This window comes from Paraburkholderia nemoris (genome assembly GCF_905221015.1).
Taxonomy (GTDB): domain Bacteria; phylum Pseudomonadota; class Gammaproteobacteria; order Burkholderiales; family Burkholderiaceae; genus Paraburkholderia; species Paraburkholderia nemoris.
Window position 1 is genome coordinate 69836 of the sequence record NZ_CAJNBO010000011.1, and the last position, 18127, is coordinate 87962.

Below are 18127 nucleotides of genomic sequence, written 5' to 3' on the forward strand. Positions count from 1 at the left end.
TCGTTCGCTCACATCCAAGCCGGATGCGGGAGCACGCGCGACTTCGCTGAGTCATTTCGTGTGTCACGTCGGCATCATGATAGTGCTGTAGCTCTATCTTTTAGTCGAAAAAACACATCAATAATCTATCAGTTCAGTGGATTCGCCATGCCCTTGACGCCAGGCATGCTTCGCGAGGGCTCGCGCAAACTCGGCCGGCTCCCAGTCTTCCCGAAGCGCTCGGAGCATCATCTGGCCTTGGCTTTCCGGCGCGAGTCCCCCGGCGGGCGGATCCCTGTCGAGGTTTGTCGGGAACGCATAGCCTTCAGCGCACGAGGCAATCACCGACAGCGCCTCGAGCGCGGTTATCTTGCCGGTCTTAAATCTGCCCCGAAGGACTGGGTAGAGAGTCTCGGACATGCGCGTTCGATCCACGGCTTCCATCGCCCGACCATAAGCCGACGAGATTTGAAGCAGGTTTGCCATGCGCTGAACGTGGCTCGTTCGATTCGAGCCGGCTGCGTGAAATAGCGCCGGATTGAAGAAGATGGCATCGCCCTTGGCAAGCGGCACCTGAACGAAGTTGTTCTCGAAATACGCCCGGAAATCAGGTCTACGCCAAGCCACATAGCCTTGAGCGTATCGCTGCGAGTAAGGCAGGAGTTTGGTCGGACCGCTCGCAACTGGCATGTCGCTGTGCGCAACAGCCCCTTGCAGCGTGAGAAAAGGCGACATCCTATGCACGTGCGCTGGAAAAGACGCCGCCATCTCAGCCGTCTGGAAGCCCAGATGGTAGTCACGATGGGCTTGCTGTGCCTCGCCGCCGGGTCTGACAACATTGACCTGCGACGTAACCTGAAAGCACGGGCCAAGCCATGCCTCGGCGGCCGCCGGCAGCCAAGGGTTCGAAAAGTATCTGGCGAAGATCTCAGGTGCCGCAAGGCAGAGTTTTTCCTGCGCGTTCCAGATACGGTCGTTCGCCCCTGCTTTCGCGAAATGGTCAGCCTTCGAGCCCGATTTCTTCTCGGCTTCAATAATCGATTCGAAGATGGCCGTCGCCTCATCCACGCACCCGGTGTCGTCAAAAGCGTGCTTGAGCACAAAGACGCCCGCGCCATCTCGCAGGACCTCGGCCCACTCCGACAGTAGCTCAAGCCTTTCTGCCTCAGACAAGCGCACTTCTTCCAGGTCACGGCATTCGTATACAGGAATCGCTTGAACCGACGTTGTCGCGTAGCGTAGCCCGCGCTCCCCTGTCGCGTTGAGCGCTCTCACGAAATCGCTCAAGCTGCAGTCGCTTTCGCGATACCAGTTAGTTCGCTCAGCGAGATAGTCTCCGCGTCGGTCGTCCATACGTGCCTCCTATATTCGATGTAGGATAGCTCGCAAAGCACAGATCGAATTATCAGAAACACATCAAAAAACTATCAACGATGGAGGGTCGGATTGGCTCACCGCTTCTTGATCAAGGAAATTGCCCTTCAGGCAGGGCTTGGAGTGGCAACCGTTGATAGGGTGCTGAACGGACGCGCGAACGTCCGGGAGCACACTCGCAATCGGGTTGAGCAGGCGATAAAAGAACTTGAGAAACAGGAGCTAAACCTGGCGACCACGGGGCGCAAGCTCATGGTCGACGTGGTAGTGGAAGCGCCAGCGCGGTTCAGCGACGAGATAAAGAATGCGCTCGAAGCGGAACTCGCGTTGATGCACCCGGCGGTTGTTCGTCCGCGCTTCCTGTTGCGGGAGACGATGACGACGCCCGAAGTCGTGGATGCTCTTCGTTCTATCGCCCGAAGAGGCAGCCATGGTGTTTTCCTGAAAGCCCGCGACGTTCCCGAGATTGCCGAGGTGGTCCGCGAACTCCAGCATCACGGCATTCCCGTCGTCACCGTCTTCACCGACATACCGCTGTCGGGACGCATCGCCTACGCCGGACTCGACAATCGCGTCGCTGGGGCCACGGCGGCCTACCTTCTGGGCCTTTTGCTGGGCCCCCAGGCGGCTAATGTGTTGATAACGATGAGCGACGAGCATTTTCGGGGCGAGGAGGAGCGCGAGATAAGCTTTCGTCGAGCATTGCGCAAGCACCACCCCCAACTCAGGCTGATTGATGCAAGCGGCGGACATGGCCTTGATCTACCGACTGAAGAGCGAGTCCGAAGCGTTCTCAACGATGGTACTTGTATCGCTGCCGTGTACTCCATGGGCGGGGGTAATGTCGCGATTCTTCGCGCGCTGGAAGCGCAGCAGCAAGCTCCGGTCTGCTTCATCGGTCACGATCTGGACAAGGATAATGTGCAGCTTCTACGCACTGGAAGAATCCAGGCAATCCTGCATCATGATCTCCGACAGGACATGCGCTCCGCGTGTCATCACGTCATGCACTTTCACAAGCTCCTGCCAGCCTCCTCTGTCGCGTCATCTTCTTCGGTCGTGGTCGTGACGCCAGAAAACATTCCGGACCACATCGCCAGTCGTTTCCGCGATTGAATCGACCACTCGTGTTCCTGAGAGGTCCGGGAATCAATCGCCACCCGGACCTCTCGACAGCATCAGAACTTCGTCGCCAACCCTGCTATAACGCCAAACTGGCTTTTGCCATAGTTGGGGTTGGTGCTCGAGGTGCTCCCGTTGACGGGGTCGTTGTTGATATTCGCGCCATACAGACCACTGTCGAGGCCGATGTTAGACGACGAGCTGTTTCTCACATACGCCAGTTCCGTGTACAGGAGCGTTCGTTTGGATAGCGAATAGTTTGCCCCCAACGTGTAGAGGGTTGCGTTCCCGTTCCCGTTGTTTGCATTCGCGTGATAGACGGCGCCGGTGATAGCTAGCGCAGGCGTCGTTTGCCAGATCGCGCCAATCCACTCATGATTAACGGCTGTCGGGAGGCTCGTTCCTGCCGGCAACGCTGACGGGGTCGCCGTGCCGAAATAGCCCGCATCCGATGCGTTCGGAGCGCTCAGATGCTGGTAGCCAATATATCCAGTCACAGGACCGAATGCATACGTCAAGCCCGTGAGAATCGAGCGAGAAGCAAGGTACACGTTACTGAATTGGCCGTTTCCGTCGCGAACCTCGTCATAGGTCGCCTGCCAGAAAAGGCCCTTGTTCGCGTAAGAGAGTTTGATACCATCCGAGCGCCCCTGCGAGCTTCCGAGTCCGCTCGAAGTACCGAGTTGACCAGGCGCGCTTCCTGGATTTCCGGCGTTCCACGTCGACGAATTCGTCAAATCATACTGGCCTTGCAGGGTGAAACCGCCGATCGTCGGCGACAGGTACTCCGCGCCGTTCGCTGCCTGCGAAAAGATGCGGCCGCGTACCAGCGTTCCAATCGCATACTTCTTTGTTTGCTGGGGGTCGACGTCGCCCGAGTATTGACTTATCTCAGCCGAACCCATGTTGCCGAATTTGATTTGCCCCCAGGTGTCATTCTGCAGGCCTACGGTCGCCTGCCCCTCAAAGAAACTTCCGTTCGCGAAAGCCCCGGTCATGGTATTCAGTCGGGACTCGAGCGTGAAAATTGCATGGGTGCCGCCGCCGAGGTCCTCACTGCCTTTGAGACCAAATCTCGATTGCGCCCAGCCTCCACTTTGCGCACCGAATACATGCCCCTTCGGTTGATTGGTCTCGTATGCGATACCGTTGTCCACGATGCCGTATAACGTGACGCTGCTCTGAGCCATCGCGGTTGCCGTCGCAGACAATGCGAACATGCCGAACAGAAGTTTCTTCATCGCTATCTCCGTTAATATAGTTGTACTACTTACTTCATCTACTTTTTAGAGTACTCACGCCTTTCCCAGCGCCCGTCAATCGTTGATCAAATGCGACACGCCTGAGGGACGTGGAGTCTCAGAGACGCTCGCAGGGAAGGAAATGAGAAGAAAAAACAAGCACTGGAGGGAGGCTTATGCGGAGGGCAATAATTTCCGTGGGGCACGTCTCCTGAACTGCGCTTGTATTTTTGCCCGAGTGTATATTCCCCATCCACTCGAACAAAGAGCAGAAAGGGGAATCTCTTTCGTGAAATCAGGGAAAATCCGCGTTAGAGCAAGTGCGCAAGAGCCTTCCAGCGTTATGCCTCCTCGCCTCCTCGCGGTTAACCCCTGTATCCCTGTCGACGTCTCATCGATTACGGTTCGAGCGTTCCCCATGCGAAGAGACACGTTCTTCTCAGGAACCAACCCAAATGGACCGTGAGCAGTCTCACGCCGCCTAACGCACCCATACGGAGATACGTATGAAGTTCAAGCAACTGTCTGTTTTTGTTGTTTCAGCAGGTATGGCTTTGAGTCTCCTCTCACTTCCGACGTTGCAAGCTCATGCAGCGACAACCGATGCCGGCGCCTCCGAAAGTGCGATGTCGAAGCAGGAGATGAAGGCGCAAAAGAAGGCCGACCGCAAGGCACGCCGCGCGAAGAAAAATGCCGAGCTCAGTAAGCTGGAAAAGAACGGGTATAACCCGGCGGGAGATCAAACAAACTATCCGCAGAATCTGCAGAATGCCCAGCAGAAGGCGAATGGTCAAAAGCCTACCAACGCACCTGCGGTCGCACCTTGACGCTTTACACGTACTGAATCGCACGCGTGGTCAAGCTGATGATGGCTCGAGTCGCGCGGGCGATCGAACAGGATCGTGGGTAGCCTGCCGTCGTGTGACGGCCTCCACCTCTGCCCGCAAAAAGAAGACTACGTAAGCGCCATCCCTCCTTCGGCCTCACTCCACCTCGCAACCCATCCGGGCAACTCTGGCGACGGCTGCGTAATCTCCGACAGTTCCAGCAACTCGGCAGTCGTCACAACACCGCCACTTCGCTTGAGGAACCGTGCTCGCACAACGGCCAACGCGACTTGCACATCATCACGCACGAACCCTTGTTCGATGAAGATGTGTTTCTCATCCCAACCGATAACACGAGTCTGGACGTTATAGCGGTCGCCAAGTTCGAGCGACCGATGAAAACGCATCGTTTCCAGTGTGACGACTGGATACCAGCCTTGTGCCTTCAATTGCCGCCACAGACCACTACGCATCATCAGATCGACGCGCGCCAGATCGAGGATCGTGAAGTAGCGGCCGTTGTTCATATGGACCAAGACGTCGAGGTCATTGAGCCACACTCGAAATGGCGTGACACACGTGTCGAGCACCTGCAGCCGGCTCCGGCCACGACTGGTGATTAACAAAAGCAGCAAACGAATTAGTAGACTCATGCGAAAACCCGGTGATAGGAACGCGCCGCGCGCGGCAAAGAAACGTGAATGGTAGTCGCGCAGATAAAATCCGGGACGCAGCAGGCGGGGCAAATCTCTAGAACACTCCCTCGAAAAGAGGCGACATGCCGTGGCGAATCACGACCTAGGCACATGGTGTCTGCGCACGCGTTTCGCCAAATGCCCGGATAATATCGCTCTGGCACGCTAATCAAGGGCACCCCAAGATGACAAAGCCTTCAATCGCAAAACGCCGTAACGGCATGGTCAAAACATTGGCGGCCTTGATGGCGTCAAGTGCGGTCTTGTCCGTACCCGTTCCCACGCCCGCTGTCGCGCAAACGAAAGACGCGAGCGCATCAATGGCAAGCGTGTTCGCGCCGAGCGGCACGCTGCGCGCGTCGATCAATCTCGGCAATCCGATTCTGGCAAATCTTGATCCGGCAACGGGCAAACCGGTCGGCGTGTCTGTCGATCTCGCTACCGAGCTCGCCAGACGACTTGGCGTACCGCTGCAACTGATCGCGGTCAAGTCGGCGGGTGAATCGGTTGACAACGTGAATCAGGACAAGGCAGACATCGGGTTCTTCGCCGTCGATCCGAAGCGCGGACAGGAAATCGCCTTCACCAAACCGTACGTGCTGATCGAAGGCTTTTATCTTGTGCGCGACACCTCGCCGATCACTACCAACGAGGGTGTCGATCAACCCGGCGTGACGGTCGCGGTCGGCAAGGGTAGCGCCTACGATCTGTTTCTGACGCGCGAACTCCACCACGCGACAATCGTCCGGATTCCAACTTCACCGGCGGTTGTGCAGGGATTTCTGGATCAGCATCTGGACGTGGCTGCAGGCGTCAAGCAACAGCTCGAAAAAGACGCCGCCAAAGCGGGCGGATTGCGGTTACTGGACCAGCGCTTCATGGTGATCCGTCAGGCAATGGGCGTGCCGAAGGCCAAGGGTGATGAGGCGGCCGCGTATCTGTCGAAGTTCGTTGAAGATATGAAAGCGTCGGGCTTCGTCGCGGCGTCGCTGGCGCGGCATCACATCGCGGGTGCGGCAGTCGCAGACAACGACGAGTAGCGCACCACATGTATGTACCTTTGAGGTGCGCTACCACTACTCCCCACCCTATTCGTTCGCGACGTCCGGCATGACCTGTCCCATCTCCATCGCCTGACTGGCCGGTACGTCCTGAATGCCGATGACAATCTGGTCATCGGGCGCTCCGGTCGCGGTCTGAAACAGTTTCCAAAGACGCTGTATCAGTTCCCGCTTGTATTCAGGTGGCCGGCCGGCCCGCATCAAAAGCGTGAGCGCGGCAGTGGCCGCCGGTTCTCCGGCGGTGAACCCGCTGCCCGGCGCATAGTCCTGAAACACAATATGCACCCAGTTTTTCGGCACACCCGCAAACTCGGAGTGCAAGTTCGTCAGCTCCATCGCGAGTTTGGTTTTAGCGTCACCGCTGAGTGCGCCGTGCTGGGTAGTCAAGGTGTAGAGCGGCATGAGAGCGACTCCTGGACGGATGTTTCACGGGCGCTCGCATCGAAAGCGCCCTTCGTAACCTCGCCCCTTGCTAACGCATAGGGGCGTCCAGACGATCATTCGACGTAGTTCTTCAGAATGCGCAGGTCGGTCACGGAGTACGCCATACCGAGCCGATAACCCCGCCCGACGCGCACGGGCGCAATCAGGTTCATGTCCTCACCGGCAACTTCGGGAATTTTCAGTTCCGCCGACCCTGCCCAGACGTCGACGATCGCGAGATTGTCCGTGAGCGACATGGTCAGTTCATCGACCGGTGGCTTCTCCTGAAGTCCCGCTGCGAGTTGAGGAAAGTAACGGCGCATCGTCGTTGGCCGGTTAAAAACGGTCGTTGGATCAGCAACAGGTTCCTCGAGTTGGATACGAGCGGTCGCCAGCCGCTCTCCGTGCGCGGACACACTCGCGCCGAAGCGGCTTCCTTTGGCAAGCGGCGCCGCAGCCAGACTGGGCGCGGAGAAACTGCGAGTCTGGTAGACGCTGGCGAGCTTCTTTGGAAAGCCCTGCGCCCATCCGCGGGCGATGGCGGCGTCGTTATCGACGAAGATGTATGGGCAGTAGTTGACCGGAACACCGTCGAAGACCGCCTCGACCAGAACGAAAGCCTCGCGGTATTGATAGCGGGCCGGGTCCGTCAATTCGTCATTGGAACCTGTGAACTGCCAATCCAGAAACCAGAAGAAGGCCCGGCCGCCGGATTTCTCGTCCACCGTAACGCCCGGCGGGAGGAGCGCCGCGATCGCTTTCTGATCGGTCCAGTATTCGATGGCGAGACAATCGCTGGAGTAGTGCCACGGCGGCAGCGTCGCCAGTGCAGACTTTCCTTGCGGAGTGATAGGGACCGAAAACGCTTTAGGCATCTCGCTTCTCCTTGATCGGCGCGACGGGCAGTCGCTGTACGTGGAATCCATGCGTTTCCTGCGGACGCCGCGTATCAGTTGACGCAAACGGTTCGAGGACACGACGCGCGGCCAGAATGCGATCCGCCGTAGCGCTCGATCCAGCGCGCCGCGCGAGAGGTAATAGTGCAGTGTCCCGTCTGCTACCGCTTTAGAAATCGCACGACCACGCAGCAGATCGCGCCCCTGCATCGCGGCAAACCATCCTTGCGAACCGGTGTGGACGCTTCGCTGGGGACGTCCTCAGTGAAAGCCGTATTCAGGGTTACGTCGGTCGAAAACCGATTCACTCCAGCGGTGAGGCACGACGTCTTCGAAACGGATCATCTCCACCAGGTCGCCGCGTTCGTTCCACGCGGCTTCGCCACTGGGCCAGGGGTGTTGAAGATCGAATAGCAGTCTCACACGCTGTGCATAGTGCGCAGGCGGCCCTGACGGAGCAGTCCATGTCCATGCAAGCAAGCGCGTGCCGTGCACGTTCATGAGTTCGATGCGCGTCGGTTTTTCAGTCAGACCCTCTTCACGAAAGCTGTGGGCATCGTGCTCGATGGTGCGCGCAATGTACTGCAAGCCGAGATCGCGGACACTATGGCGGGACTGGGTGTGTGCGAACGCGCCGTCGATGGCGACCTTGCCCGACACGATACGCAGCGCGCCGCCCAGATGACCGACGATGCTGTCAGGATCCCGTGTTTCGTCGTAGAGAATTTCCTGTCCCGCATGGGCGCCATCGGGTAGCCATTTTGCGTAGACTTTTCGAGGGGTATCCTGGTAGCGGACAACCATGTGATCGGGCCGATCGGACCATCTTCCGGATATCCGCTCCTGGCGGAACATCCTGTATTCGCAGGCGTCGTCGGGAACCATGTCGAACCTCGCGTACTCGACGAAGGCGTCCGGATTCATTGCGTCCATCAGCGAAAGGATCTGAGCGTCGGTGAGGGACAGAAGCGAGCGGCTTTCAATCCACGTTCGCAACGAAGCCGCCTGGTCGCGAGCCGTGAGACACCGGAACCGGTTGACGTCCACTCTCACGGTATCCGACGTGGTGACGTCGGCGCATCCCGCCGATGGACCGGATGAAGCGCGCGTAATCGGGTTGGTCGATTGGGCGTGAGCGCCCATTGAGACAAACAGGCACGTCAACGCGAGCGCACACAGCAACGTCCGCGCGCTTGCCTGCCAAGCTGCGGCAGGCAGCGTGCTCCGGCTTGCTGGATGATCGGAAATACGTGCTCCGCAAAGCATCATGGGTTCAAACCGCCGCTGGTTTCACGGCTTCTGAACGCCCGCCCGAGCATGCTGCATGCGTCGATCGCCATGGCTCGCAATTGCGCCTCTGAGACGAGGCCAGTCAGCGCGCATCCCGTCCCCTGACTCTCCCAGTAAAACGTGCTGCGATTGCCGTCACGAAACAGGCGGAATGCCGTCGCGTCCTTTGGAACCACTGCAACGTACATCGTGAGCCGGGCGCCGGCCGTGTTCTGATACATGAACTGCGCGGCAGGGCCCGACTCGCCGGGCAGCAGGCGGCCGCCAATCAGCGCATAGCCATATTCCCGAAGCGAAGGTACCGACAACCGCTGACCGAGGCGCCGTGACAGCCAGTCGACCAGATGATCGCGTTGCGGCGCCGCTACCTCCACGGGGTGGCGTTGTTCAGGCGCATACACCGCGAAAGCGATGTCGGCGCGCTCAGCGAACACGGGTGGATCGGCCGCGAAATTCGCCGACATCCAACTGGGTGCCGAGCCGAGCACCACGCCCATCGCCACGCACGATGCCGCCACGCCGGCCTGCTGCCACCATGGCGTGCGGTGGCGCACGACGATACAACGCGCATCGTCCAGCGTGCCTCCAAACAGCGCTGTCAGCGCGGCTTTTTGCGCGCGATAGTTCGCCACGCGCTCGGCAGCCCGAGGGTAGGTCGTCAGCCGAACGAGCGCCGTCTCGTACTCCGTGGCGGACAGTTCATCGTCAACAAACGCCGACAGCGGCCGCAAATCCGGGTCGCCCAGGCCTCGCCTCGTTCGCTCTCCATGGTCGTTCATGGCTCGTTTCAAAACTCCCCCAAGCGGATGCCGCGTGATGATGGAATGTCGCGCAGGGCGCCACGCATCATTTCTAGCGTCAACGCCCCAAATAAACGTACGGCGGGGCCGCTATATTCCATCAGGAACTGCGTGAAAGATGGAATAGATGCCCCTGCAAAATCGTTTAGACGACATACGAACCACCGGCAGACTTCGATGAGCACTCGACAACAGCACGTCATCCGTTCTGTCAGCGCGGGGCTGCTAATTGCATCCGTTGCGTTTTTCGCTGGCTGCGGCACGGGAAGCACGGGCGGCATGATGTGAGACGACACGACACACGCTCAACCGACACCGCCCGTGCATAGGTCAGAGCAGCTCCGCCGTGAAGTCCCCCGCAGAATGGCTGCGGCTGGAACCGGATGAACTCGCGCGAAACAGCGCGGTGAACTCCTCCGCAGGCAAAGGCCGTGAAAAAAGATAACCCTGTCCAGTCTGGCAAGACCATTCCCGCAGGAGCGTTGCCTGCTCACTCGTTTCAATCCCCTCGGCCGTGACGGACAGTCCAAGAGATTGCGCCATGGAAATCACAGCGCGAACGATCGCATCGTCCTCGGCGCTCGTGCCAATGCCCTGAACAAAGGATCGGTCGATTTTCAGCACATCCAGCGGCAGCCTGCGAAGATAACTGAGCGATGAATAGCCCGTACCAAAGTCATCGATTGCGATTGTGACGCCAAAGTCCTTCAGCTTCTGGAGCGTCTCGATACTCCTTTCGGTATCCCGCATGATCAGACCCTCCGTGACCTCCAGTTTCAGCGAAGCTGCCGCGATCTGAGCGTTGGACAGCGCCGCGGCCACGTCGGCAACGAGGTTGGGATCATCGAACTGCCGAGGCGAGAGATTGACGCTAATCTGCAGCGGTGGTTCGGTTGGGAACTCCCGTTGCCAGCGGGCGACTTGCAAGCAAGCCTCTTCAAGTACGTATCGTCCGAGCGGAATGATCAGACCGCTCTCTTCCGCAATCGCAATGAACTCGGACGGCGGCAACAACCCTCGCGTGGGATGCTGCCACCGCACGAGCGCTTCCATTTCCCGGAACCCTGCCTCCTGAAGCTGCATGATGGCCTGGAAATACACGCGTAGATCGCGATGCTCGATCGCGTAACGCAGGTCCGTTTCAATCTCCAGCTTCTTGACTGCTTCAGCGTGCATGTTCTCTTCGAAAACCACATAACGGCCCTTTCCGCCGTTCTTGGCTCGGTACATGGCAACGTCGGCGTCCCGCAACAACGTGTCCGCATCGCCGCGGCCGCGGCCCGCGTGCGCGAATGCGAGCCCGACGCTCGCGCTGACGATGTACTGCTTGTTGTCGAGATCGAACGGTTGACTGAACTGCGCAAGAATGTTGTCCGCGACCAGGGTCCCTTCGCTCGTCGCTTCACTTCCCAGGTGTTCCAGCAGGATGACGAACTCGTCGCCGCCCAATCGCGCGACGGTATCAGTCGGGCGAACACATCCTTCAAGGCGCTTGGCCGCTGCGATCAGCAGCCGGTCCCCTACGTGATGGCCGAGACTGTCGTTCACCCGCTTGAAGTTGTCCAGGTCGATGAAGACGACGCCGATCATCGCATTACGCTCACGCGCGCGAGCTTCGGCCTGGCTAATACGATCGAGCAGCAGTGCGCGGTTCGGTAACGATGTGAGCGTATCGTAGAACGCCCGTCGCGCGAGCTGCTCCTCGAAGTTCTTTCTTTCGGTGGTGTCGCTCGCGGTCGCGACGATTGCGCCGACGGCCGGTTCGTCGAGCAGATTCGTCAAGGTAAGCTGAATATAGCGCCACGCGTCGCCTTCGCCCCGAGTACGGATCTCGATGGATTTTGTGGATCGAGCGGTCGACGACACGGTCTCCAACAGGCCCTGCAACGTGGGGCGGTCGATGGGATGAATCGGATCGAGCAGACTGGTGCCGACGAGTTGGCCCATGTTCTTCAACGGGTCCGGTCTTCGCGTCGGCGCCTCGTAAATCACAGTCCCGTCGACGTCGGAAACGAGTATCGCATCCGACGTGTTGGCGACAAGCGCCTGCAGCCTCTGTTCGCTCGTGCGCAGCGCGTCCTGGGCCGCTGCATCCACGTTCTTGCGAATGCGCCGCAGCATCTGAAGAAACAGCAGCGCAAGGCCCACGCCGATCGCTAGCACTACAGGGGTCGATATCAGGACGATCCGTTGTACGGCAACGAGCCGTTCGAGTTGCTTCGTCGCATCGTCGCGGTGCTGTGCCGCAATAGCGAGAACCTTCTGCTCGATATCGTCGAAGAGCGGATCGGCCGAATTCTCGTCGATCTCATTGGCTCTCGCGATATCGTGGTCGTCGACGGCCTTGAACATCGGCTTGACGAACGATCGATACTTCGTGTGCTTCTCCAGCAGGCCGCGCAGCATCGCGCTGCTGTCAGGCTCAAGTGCCATTGCCTTCTTCAAAGCTGCGTCGAGTGCTTCACCGGCCTCGCGGTGCTCGCGTAGAACCTCCGGGCGTGGATCCAGGAAGTACTTGCGTTCGGCCGATTCCTCCCACGCAACGCTATAGCGAGCTTCCTCGAAAGCGTTATCCGCCTCGTTGGCGGCTTGCGCGGCAAAACCGGCACTCAAGCTTTCGTACGCGCCCCAGAAGGCCAGGAGCGGCACGCTCAACAGAACGAGGACAAGACCAAATACTGCCGTGCGCCGCGCGGGGGGCACGTTCGACGACGTCTGCTCGACTTGGTCTGCACTTGTGTTGCGCCGCCACAGGTATCGACGCCTTTGAGTGCCCTTCTGTCTTGTCACGATTGCTCCGATGTGGAACAGCACGTCGACGAGGTGACCTGTTCGGGCAGGTCGGCGGAAGGAAACTGAAAGTGTCAGTCCGCCCGTAGACGACGTGCGCATCCGGAAGTCGTAATCCGAAGCATCGCTCGGTTCGTTCGTTGACTCCGAACCGAGCAAATGACGGACGACTCCGATCCCGGTCCACGTTATGTCGGACCACCGCTTATTAACGGCACGCTCCGGTTTTTTCTAAAGGTCTCGCGTGGGTGGACTGCAGTGCGCGCGTCAGCCGCGAACTAGAACAGCGGATGCGCTTGCGGATACAACGCGGTCCTGAGCGCGAGGCCACCGAGGACAACGAAGATGATGGCGGCCAGAATGTGGACCGCCTTTGTCGGCAGGCGATCGGCGAATTTGTGTCCCAGGTAGATGACGGGCACATTGGCCAGCATCATGCCAAGTGTCGTACCCGCAACCACACCGAAGAACTCGTGAAAGCGCGCCGCCAAGGCAATCGTGACGATTTGGGTTTTGTCGCCCATCTCGGCGAGAAAGAACGTGAGTGCGGTTGTGCCGAACACACCCATCGAGTTCTTCGTCAAAACCGCATCGGCATCGTCCAGCTTGTCGGGAACGAGAATCCACACTGCCATCACGGCGAATGACGCGACAACAGCCCAATTCAGAATGCCCGGACTCAGAACGCTCGCAAGCCATGCGCCGAGTGCGCCGGATGCACCATGGTTGATGAGCGTAGCGGCAAAAACACCAAGGATGATGGGAATGGGCTTGCGATATCGCGCTGCCAGAACCAGGGACAGAAGCTGAGTCTTGTCGCCGATTTCAGCAAGGCCGACCACACTGGTCGAAATGAGGAAGGATTGCATGGGGGTTGTTGTATCCGGGCCGCGCAGAAAAAACGCGATGACGCGCATTCCGGCGACCCGGTTAGGTCGGAATGCGAGTCATCGGTCTTGCCAGGCATTTAGCTGCGCACGCCATAGCGGGTCTCTCGACTCGCCAAGTATGTTGACGTGCGCCCTCGAACATGGCGTTCGAGGCGGCTACTCCCCAATGAGCAGGCGCGATTCTATCGCGCGATGTGTTGCAGAGGCAAGTCGCCACAATAGCGTTTTTCGCAACCGAGCATTGCTGCGCGCGCCGATTATTACGAATGCCTTTCTTTCCACGTCCATAGACCTGGACCGCGATGCGATGGCCGAGATTCACGGTGGCCGCATGAAGATCATCGGCCAACATGCCAACGGCGCAATAACATCACGGGCGAGCGTTGCAAATCGATCCAACTCGGCCACACGCCGCTAGAGAACAAACGTCTGCCACGGTACCGGCAGTGGACACTGGCCCGTAACCCGCAAAATCGATCGCGACTATCCAGGAAACGGCTACCTGAGAGTTCACCACTATCCGCCCGGCTTATTGCCGGTCGAGGCAACGTTTGCGAACCCTCTTCACACTTGTACGCGCTGGATGGCTCCAGCGACCGCTCGTACGGCAAGCAGGTATCCATCGACGCCGAGGCCGCATATCACGCCGCGTGCCACTAGCGAGATCAGCGAATGTCGATACTGTTCATCCCGCTGATGGATGTTGGTGATGTGCACCTCGATCACCGGTTGGCGAATCAGCTTGACTGCATCCAGCACGGGTATCGACGCAAACGAAAATCCCGCTGGGTTGATGACGACGGCCGCATCCTTTTCGAAGGCTTCCTGCAACCAATCGACCATCACGCCTTCGTGGTTCGTCTGGCGGAAATCGCATTCGAGGTCGAGCTCGGCCGCGAGGGCTTCAGTACGTTCTTTCACCTGAGCAAGGGTCGTCGTACCGTACAGGTGCGGTTCGCGCTTGCCGAGCATGTTGAGGTTCGAACCGTTCAGGACATAAACAAGTGGTTTCATCTGCATTGCCTGCGTTTCAGTGAGAATGAGATTGGGTGGGCGCGTGCCCGTGTGAACCAATGACTTCTTCGGCAGAGTCGACCCGGTTCATATCGATCCCAAGCGTTTCGGGCGCGGTGAGGATCGCGATGAGCGAAATGACATTGAACACGACGCACACTGCGATGACGCCCCACGGCGAGCCATTGCAAAGGGCAAAGAGCCAGACTGCAAGAACCGGCATCGGACCGCCCGCGACCAGATTGGCGCCGGTATAGGCAAGCGCCGATCCCGAGTAGCGCACGTTAGTAGGGAATGCTTCAGCAAATGCAACCGGCTGGATGCCGCTCTGAAATTGGGTGAAGCCAAGAAAGAAACCCATTGCTGCCAGCATGGGCACGAAACTCTTCGTATCAAGAATCTGAAAGTACACGAACAGCATGAGCAAGGTTGCGGTGGAGCCGATCGCGAGCGCTTTCTTGCGACCGATACGGTCACTCAGCATGCCGCCGGCCAGCGCGCCGACGATGGCGCACACGTTCGCGCCCATCAACAGCAGGAAGCCCGTCTGTTTCGGCACACCCAGCGTTTTCGTGACATAACTTAACGAGAACACAACGATCAGATAGAAGATCGCTGCAGGGCCGCAGAAGAACAACATCCATCGCAACACCGTTCGCCAGTGAAGGCGCAGCGCATCGCGCAGCGGACTGCCTACGTGGGCTACTTCGGTTTTACGGAGTGCGACAAACGCGGGCGTCTCACTGACTCGCAGCCGGATGTAGATACCGACGATCACGAGAATGAAGCTCAGGACGAACGGGATGCGCCAGCCATACGCGTCGAATGCCTGCGCCGACATCGCCGAAGAAAGTGCCAGCAATACGCCGTTGGCCATGATCTGGCTGAGCGGTGAGCACAATCCGAGAAGGCCGGAGTATTTACCGCGACGATCGGGACTTGCGTGCTCGATCGCCATCAACTGCGCCCCCGTCGATTCACCTCCCAGCGCGAAACCCTGCAGGATGCGAAGCACCACTAGCAGTAGCGGCGCCCATACACCGATGCTCGCATAGGTTGGCAGAAAGCCCATCAACATCGAACAGAGTCCCATCACGGTGACGGTGCCGAGCATCAGATTGCGCCGTCCCAGCTTGTCGCCAAGGTAACCGCAAATGATGGCGCCAAGCGGTCGCGCCGCGAGTCCGACACCGAACGTGGCAAGCGATGCCAGCAATGCGGAAGTCGAATCCATCGACGGGAAAAACAGCTTGGGCAGCACGGTGGCGGCCAGTGCGCCATATAAGGTGAAATCGAACCATTCGAGTGCGGTTCCGACGGCCGCCGCGGTCACGGCGCGCGTGCGCATCGCCTGCTGGGCGGGTAGGTGCGATTGCTGATCCATGTTGTCTCCTGTTCCAAACCTGTGTCGGCGTCACGTCCCGGCGAACCTTGTCATGTCAACCGTGAGTGGCCCGTCTTTTGTTATGCGTCTCTTGTATCAGCGCGATGAAGCATTCGACGAGACGGCATGCTGCACAGATTAACAGCGCTGGTGGGACACTATTCCAAGGTGGAATTCCATTCCACATTATGCAATCATGAATGCTCTACTGAGTTGACGGGAGGTTCTATGCCGGGTGTGACTGAGAGAACACTGGCAGTGCTCGAATTTCTGGCGACACAGATGGAAGGAACGCCACTCGCGCTAATCTCGGATCAACTTGAGATTCCGCGTAGCGCCTGCCATCGCCTGCTCGCCGATCTCAAACAGTGCGGCTATGTGCGTCAGTTACGCGAGCAGGGCGACTATGTGCTAACCACGAAGCTGGTCGGCCTGGGTCTCAGTTATCTCGCGACGTCCGGCATCATCGATGTTGCGCAAACCATGCTCGACCGTCTGGCGGAAACATCCGGAGAACTCGTGCGGCTCGCGATCGTCGACGGAGACAGGCTGACGTGGGTTGCCAAGTCGCAGGGCGCGCTGAAGGGCCTGCGGTACGACCCGGACATGGGCATGGATACCATTCTGTCGTGCAGTGCGACCGGCCATGCGTGGATGATGACAATGACCGATGAGCGGGCGCTCGAATTGGTGACACGCCAGGGGTTCGGGCAGCCGAAGCAGTACGGCCCCAACGCACCGACCACCGTGAAGGCGCTGCTGGGGTTCGTGGATGCCGCTCGTGGCCGCGGCTACGCAACAATTTATGAGGTGTTCGCGCCTGGGATGACGGCGATGGCCGCTCCGGTCCAACGACGGGGTTACCCGGCTATAGGGGTCATCAGCATCGCAGGGCCAGCCGTTAGATTAACGGAGAAGCGTATGACGACACTCGGGCCTGCGCTTATGGCGGCTGCAAACGAACTCGCTGCCGCCAGCCTGGCATCTCCGCTTTTGGGTCGAGTCCGTTAGTGTCCGGCGCGCGGTCTGAGCCCGCACGAGCCCCCCCAACAATAGACATCCGACTGGCGCAAGCAACTCCCCCTCAACGCACCCAACAAGATTCTTCATCACGGCCCTCCTGTCACGCTGATGACTTAAGGCCCGCTTACATTCGTGGCTCACATTTAATCCCAAAGAGGACACAATCCGTGAACCACTCCTACCGCACTACGGCGGTAGGCTGCTGTCTGGCCGTCTGCGCCAGCCTGTCTGCCTACGCACATGCCGACGAATCACCCGCCATTTCCGGCTCGTCTGTCACGCTCTACGGTATCGTCGATACCGGTCTGGAATATCTCACCAGCGCATCGTCGTCGAAAGGCGAGACGCATAGCGTCACCCGTCTGACTTCCGGCGACATGTCCGGCTCGCGCTGGGGCATCACCGGCACCGAAGATCTCGGCGGCGGCTCGCGCACCTTCTTCCTGCTCGAAAGCGGCATCAATGTCGATAGCGGCGCCCTGCTGCAAGGCGGCCGCGAGTTCGGCCGGCTCGCCTATGTAGGCATCGCGAACGACACCTGGGGCTCGTTCTCGCTGGGCCGCCAGGGCGGTCTGTTCCTCGACTGGGTCAGCGAATACAACCCGCTGAAGAACGCGGTCTATGCCATCAAGATGCAAGACCCGGCATTCTCGGACCGGCTCGACAACACCGCTCGCTATGAAAAACGCTTCGGCGAACTGACTGCGATCGCGCAATACAGCTTCGGCTACGACGCGGTCACGTATGGCCCGCAGCCGGCCGGCGACACGCGTTTTGCCCGGGTGATCGAAGGCGGCCTGCGCTATAAGCACGGCCCGTTCAGCGCGACGCTCGTCTACGACCAGAAGAATGGCGGCAGCACGAGCACGACGGCCGCGCATACCTCGAAGGTCGGCGGCTACGAAGGCGATACGGACCGCCGCGTGTCGTTCGCAGCAAGCTACAAAATCTCCACGGTCACGACTTACGCCGGTTACCGCTACCTCGATTCGCATGCGGTGCACCTGAGCACGCTGAGCACATCGCCGGTTGAAGCAGCCAGCCTCTACTGGGTCGGCGCGACCTGGCTCGCGCAGCCCAACCTCGCGCTCTCCAGCACGGCGATGTACCAGAACTTTTATGGCACGTCGCGCGACCCTTGGTCGTTCCAGGTTGATGCGGACTACTTCCTGTCCAAGCGCACCGACCTGTATCTGAACCTCGCGTACGCACTGAACCGCAACGGCTCGAACCTGGGTCTGAACGGCTTCGGCACGGACGTCGTGGCCGGCAAGAACCAGTTCGGCCTGATGGCCGGCATCCGCCACAAGTTCTAGGC

The 18127-nt window shown here is 59.2% G+C and carries 16 protein-coding genes and 1 riboswitch; of the genes, 5 read left to right on the forward strand and 11 right to left on the reverse strand.

Features of this window, described 5'->3' with window-relative positions; genetic code table 11:
• Positions 1-117 precede the first annotated feature (117 nt).
• Entirely contained in the window at positions 118-1332 is a 1215-nt protein-coding gene (locus KHO33_RS18330) for a phytanoyl-CoA dioxygenase family protein (protein ID WP_200560950.1), read from the reverse strand.
• A 93-nt stretch (positions 1333-1425) separates the two neighbouring features.
• On the opposite strand from KHO33_RS18330, the gene KHO33_RS18335 reads away from it, so the two are divergent.
• A complete protein-coding gene (locus tag KHO33_RS18335) occupies positions 1426-2469 on the forward strand; it encodes a LacI family DNA-binding transcriptional regulator (RefSeq protein WP_054033920.1) in 1044 nt (347 codons plus the stop codon).
• A gap of 62 nt (positions 2470-2531) precedes the next feature.
• Here the strand turns inward: KHO33_RS18335 and KHO33_RS18340 are convergent, their stop codons facing one another.
• Positions 2532-3716: a porin gene (locus tag KHO33_RS18340; protein ID WP_200560952.1), complete on the reverse strand. Its 1185-nt coding sequence runs from the start codon at positions 3714-3716 to the stop codon at positions 2532-2534.
• Between the two features lie 506 nt (positions 3717-4222).
• Here KHO33_RS18340 and KHO33_RS18345 point away from each other — a divergent pair.
• Positions 4223-4543, forward strand: a complete 321-nt coding sequence (locus KHO33_RS18345) for a DUF4148 domain-containing protein (protein WP_054033923.1) — start codon at positions 4223-4225, stop codon at positions 4541-4543.
• A 128-nt stretch (positions 4544-4671) separates the two neighbouring features.
• On the opposite strand, the gene KHO33_RS18350 is transcribed toward KHO33_RS18345, so the two are convergent.
• Positions 4672-5289, reverse strand: a complete 618-nt coding sequence (locus KHO33_RS18350) for a thioesterase family protein (RefSeq protein WP_234475767.1) — start codon at positions 5287-5289, stop codon at positions 4672-4674.
• A gap of 269 nt (positions 5290-5558) precedes the next feature.
• On the opposite strand from KHO33_RS18350, the gene KHO33_RS18355 reads away from it, so the two are divergent.
• The gene (locus KHO33_RS18355; protein WP_234475772.1) at positions 5559-6278 is read left to right on the forward strand and encodes an ABC transporter substrate-binding protein; all 720 of its coding nucleotides are present in this window, start codon (positions 5559-5561) and stop codon (positions 6276-6278) included.
• A 48-nt stretch (positions 6279-6326) separates the two neighbouring features.
• Here the strand turns inward: KHO33_RS18355 and KHO33_RS18360 are convergent, their stop codons facing one another.
• From KHO33_RS18360 to KHO33_RS18395, 8 genes are all read right to left on the reverse strand, one after another.
• Entirely contained in the window at positions 6327-6701 is a 375-nt protein-coding gene (locus KHO33_RS18360) for a tautomerase family protein (protein ID WP_200560954.1), read from the reverse strand.
• A gap of 95 nt (positions 6702-6796) precedes the next feature.
• A complete protein-coding gene (locus KHO33_RS18365) occupies positions 6797-7828 on the reverse strand; it encodes an acetoacetate decarboxylase family protein (protein ID WP_234480334.1) in 1032 nt (343 codons plus the stop codon).
• Between the two features lie 51 nt (positions 7829-7879).
• Positions 7880-8614: a DUF1571 domain-containing protein gene (locus KHO33_RS18370; protein WP_200560956.1), complete on the reverse strand. Its 735-nt coding sequence runs from the start codon at positions 8612-8614 to the stop codon at positions 7880-7882.
• A 269-nt stretch (positions 8615-8883) separates the two neighbouring features.
• A complete protein-coding gene (locus tag KHO33_RS18375; RefSeq protein ID WP_054033934.1) occupies positions 8884-9687 on the reverse strand; it encodes an anti-sigma factor family protein in 804 nt (267 codons plus the stop codon).
• Between the two features lie 351 nt (positions 9688-10038).
• Entirely contained in the window at positions 10039-12498 is a 2460-nt protein-coding gene (locus KHO33_RS18380) for a putative bifunctional diguanylate cyclase/phosphodiesterase (RefSeq protein ID WP_200560958.1), read from the reverse strand.
• A gap of 278 nt (positions 12499-12776) precedes the next feature.
• Positions 12777-13367 carry a TMEM165/GDT1 family protein gene (locus KHO33_RS18385; protein ID WP_093634427.1) on the reverse strand — a complete coding sequence of 197 codons (591 nt, stop codon included), beginning with the start codon at positions 13365-13367 and terminating at the stop codon, positions 12777-12779.
• A 10-nt stretch (positions 13368-13377) separates the two neighbouring features.
• A riboswitch (yybP-ykoY riboswitch) is annotated at positions 13378-13565 on the reverse strand.
• 387 nt (positions 13566-13952) lie between these two features.
• Complete coding sequence (locus KHO33_RS18390) at positions 13953-14402, reverse strand: type II 3-dehydroquinate dehydratase (protein ID WP_200560960.1); 450 nt, start codon at positions 14400-14402, stop codon at positions 13953-13955.
• Positions 14403-14418: 16 nt separating this feature from the next.
• On the reverse strand, positions 14419-15786 hold the full coding sequence (locus tag KHO33_RS18395; RefSeq protein ID WP_054033940.1) for an MFS transporter: 1368 nt from the start codon (positions 15784-15786) through the stop codon (positions 14419-14421).
• 228 nt (positions 15787-16014) lie between these two features.
• Here KHO33_RS18395 and KHO33_RS18400 point away from each other — a divergent pair, with 228 nt between their 5' ends.
• Positions 16015-16797 carry an IclR family transcriptional regulator gene (locus KHO33_RS18400; protein ID WP_054033942.1) on the forward strand — a complete coding sequence of 261 codons (783 nt, stop codon included), beginning with the start codon at positions 16015-16017 and terminating at the stop codon, positions 16795-16797.
• Between the two features lie 179 nt (positions 16798-16976).
• A complete protein-coding gene (locus KHO33_RS18405; RefSeq protein WP_200560961.1) occupies positions 16977-18125 on the forward strand; it encodes a porin in 1149 nt (382 codons plus the stop codon).
• Positions 18126-18127: the final 2 nt, after the last annotated feature.